The sequence below is a fragment of the Haloparvum sedimenti genome (genome assembly GCF_001462205.1).
Lineage (GTDB): Archaea > Halobacteriota > Halobacteria > Halobacteriales > Haloferacaceae > Haloparvum > Haloparvum sedimenti.
The window spans coordinates 1-3,078 of sequence record NZ_LKIR01000026.1 but is presented as its reverse complement, the minus strand read 5'-3'; the positions used below and the strand labels follow the sequence as shown (position 1 = coordinate 3,078).

Here is a 3,078-nt window from a genome sequence, read left to right as displayed (position 1 = left end):
CTCGCTCGTGAGGTGGACGCGACCAAGGGGACGGTACACAATCACCTGGCCACGCTTCGCGAGAGCGGCTACGTCGTTCAGCAAGAGGAAACCTATTACCTCGGATCACGCCTGGTCGGATTCGGCGCGGCGGTTCGCGAGCAATCCCCGCTGTATCGACACTCCCACGAGACGCTCGAGCCTCTCGCACAGAGCACGGGCGAATCTGCGTTCATCGCAGTCGAGGAGGAGGGGTACATCGTGTACCAGCAGATCGTCCCGACCCGTGCGGAGAATGACGGTCTATTGACGGAGGGAACTCGAGTGCCGCTCCACTGTAGCGCCCCCGGTAAATGTCTCCTCGCGGACCGCACGAACACGGAGATCCGGAGGTACCTAGCAAACTACACGGGAGCGGACCTCCCGGACCGGGTAATTAGCGATCCGGACGAGCTGGTCGAGGAGATCCGGACGGTCCGGGAACAGAGCCTCGGGTTCGCACGAGGCGAGTACGACGCGGAGCTGTACGAGGTCGCGACGACCATCTCGACTGGTGACCCGCGTGCGCGGGGTGCGGTCGGCGTGCTCGGTCCGAAGGAGCGGATGAGCGGCAAGGCCCTCCAGCAGGACACAGCGGGACTCGTGCTGAACACAGCCAAACAGATCGAGGTCGCCATTCACCAGTCAGGCGTTTAGCAATGCCAAACAGGCGCACGTCGAACACGCCGATGGTCCCGCACGCACAATCCCGCCGTTCAAGGGCCTTCCCCCCGCGAACGGCTAGGGGCTCGATTTAACGCCGATCTCCAAACTCTCGTTCATAGTTGAAGAATCGAGGACCCGTCGACGGTGGGGTGTCGGAGAATATTTGTTTAGCATTATCAAACACTATCGGGCGGATTCTGCCAATTTCCCTGGAACAGATTCATTACATGCGTAGGATTGTAATGGACCGGCCGTAAGCATAATATCTTGATGACTATATCCGAATTACATACGATTCTATATAGGTCAATCTACTCAAGAGTGATTGGTCATTGATCCGGGCGGTGCTCAGATAAGGATGAAGAGTGAGGCGGAACTATTTTTGAGTGGTCAATGCTTGAGATCGCCCGTCTCAGCGGAGGTAGCGACTGCATCGAGTTAGATTTTCTGGAGTGGGAGGCGACACCCAAGCCAGCGATGAAGCTCGGTATCCGACTCCCCTCTGGCAGAACTATAAATTTTTAATACAGTATTGTTTCTCTATAAATTGGATGTCGAACGCTGTCGAACTACTGTTCACACCTGGGTGCAGAAGGCCATCTACAGCCGCGTGATGGCGCCGATCCAGATCACGTTTCGATTGACGAGACAGTAATCCAACTCAACGACGAAAGGTTCTGGCGGTACGCTGCGGTCGGTCCTCACACGAGCCGCTTGCTGTACTTCAAGCTCTCTCCGACAAGAAATCAAGCGATCACCGAGATGTTCCTCGCTGAACTCCGCGACAAACATCTCGTCTATGATGCGCTTTTTCTCGTCGATTCTGCACTGTGGCTGCAAGCAGTTCTCCGCCGCCAAGGCCTCGATTACAAATACGAGAAACACGGTAATCGGAACAGCGTCGAACGTGTCTTCAGAGAACTAAAACGCCGAACTAACCAGTTCACAAACTGTTTCAGCCAGGCGGTAGCAGAGACCGTCGAAAATTGGCTTGAAGCGTTTGCCTTCGCATGGAACCAGCTTATCTGAACACTACCCCTGGAATGAAGGATGGATTCCGTGAGCAGCATGGCCACGGAGAACTCGAAGTAAAGGATACGAACTGGCAGTCGAAACGGTTTGACCACATCTTTGCTTCAGATAATCTTCCTGCTACCAACTGTCGGTACGATCATTCGGGATTAGAGTGTAGCGACCACGCACCGATTTTTGCAGAATTTGACGCCTGAGCCTCTTTTCCAACAATTCATCAAAACCTCAAGCTCAAACACCGAATCTCGGCTGAATCGCCGTTCGGTGGTGACGACACCGACACCAAGTGGGCGAAACAGTTGCTGGCAGAACTAGCTGATGGCCTCGAAGCAGATGCCGTCGACGGCTACCTCGCCGGCGAGAATCGACCGTCGACGGTCGTCGAGCCGAAGCCCCGTGCCACAGGCCTCTCCCTCGACGAGATCGTCGCTGACCATCTCGACTATCTCCACCACGAGGCGTTCTTCGTGGTGTCGACGACGTTCGAGGTGACCGCCTATCGGACGCTGTGGTTCGGCCTGCAGTACGACTCGGAGACGGTCGAACAGGGCGAGACGGTCGGGAATGGCGCGCTCGCGACGGTGCGTTGGTACGACGGCGAGCCGGTCGGCGATGGCCACCTGCAGGGACAGTTCGCGGCCCTCAAAGACGTCGTCGGCGATATGCTCGACAAAGGCGTCTTCACGCCGTCGACGGCGAGGCAGTACCTGAAACGGAAGCTGGCCGAGCGGGTCGGAGACCGACAGAAGCTGCTCATTCCGACCGGGGAATCACCCTTCGAGAAGGCGAGTCTGAACCACTCCTAGTTCGATTTGCTTCGTGGCAGCTGCTGTTTTTCAGGGGCCGGAATGGGTGAGCCCCGCCATAGGCTCGTGATTCGATGACCACAGAGGACGACCCGTTTCACGACCGCGAGTTGGATCCCGAGGCGGTCCTCGGGACACACACCTTCGAAGACGTCCTGTTCACCGACGACACGGAAACTCCGGTGAACGTGCTGACCGGCGAGACACCGGCGCATTCGCAAGCAACCGTCGAGGAAGCGAAGGAGTTCGCCGCAAGTATCGACACGGGGACTCCCCAGATCGCGCTCCCCGCATCCGTCGAGTCGCAGGTCGAAACACAGAGCAAGCCCTACACGGCGGCCGCGTTCTTCCACTTCAAGGCGACTGGATCGCTCGAACGCCACCGCGCCTACCACGCCGCCTACGAGGCGGACGCGTTCACCGTCGACTTCGAGGCTAACTACGCGTCGGGCGACCTGGTCATCACTGTCGAACGAGCGGACGAAGCCTGAGAATCCGCCGTCACGAGGAGCGTTTTTCGAGCGCCGGCGATGGGTGCCGGCGCAGCCGGAGCGAG

General features: G+C 57.9%; 2 protein-coding genes and 2 pseudogenes. All 4 read left to right on the top strand.

The window, feature by feature from the left end; genetic code table 11:
- A partial coding sequence (locus AN233_RS01420; protein ID WP_141654116.1) for an IclR family transcriptional regulator occupies positions 1-675 on the top strand: 675 nt, incomplete at its 5' end.
- A gap of 402 nt (positions 676-1,077) precedes the next feature.
- Positions 1,078-1,713, top strand: a pseudogene (locus tag AN233_RS16045) (IS6 family transposase).
- Positions 1,714-1,937: 224 nt separating this feature from the next.
- Positions 1,938-2,522, top strand: a pseudogene (locus AN233_RS01410) (DUF6735 family protein); the annotation flags it as partial.
- Between the two features lie 74 nt (positions 2,523-2,596).
- Positions 2,597-3,013: a hypothetical protein gene (locus AN233_RS01405; RefSeq protein WP_058365089.1), complete on the top strand. Its 417-nt coding sequence runs from the start codon at positions 2,597-2,599 to the stop codon at positions 3,011-3,013.
- The last annotated feature ends 65 nt before the right edge of the window (positions 3,014-3,078 follow it).

Bases quoted from the DNA above. Each gene is read 5' to 3' on its own strand.
- AN233_RS01405 (WP_058365089.1), top strand. From the start codon at position 2,597: ATGACCACAGAGGACGACCCGTTTCACGACCGCGAGTTGGATCCCGAG.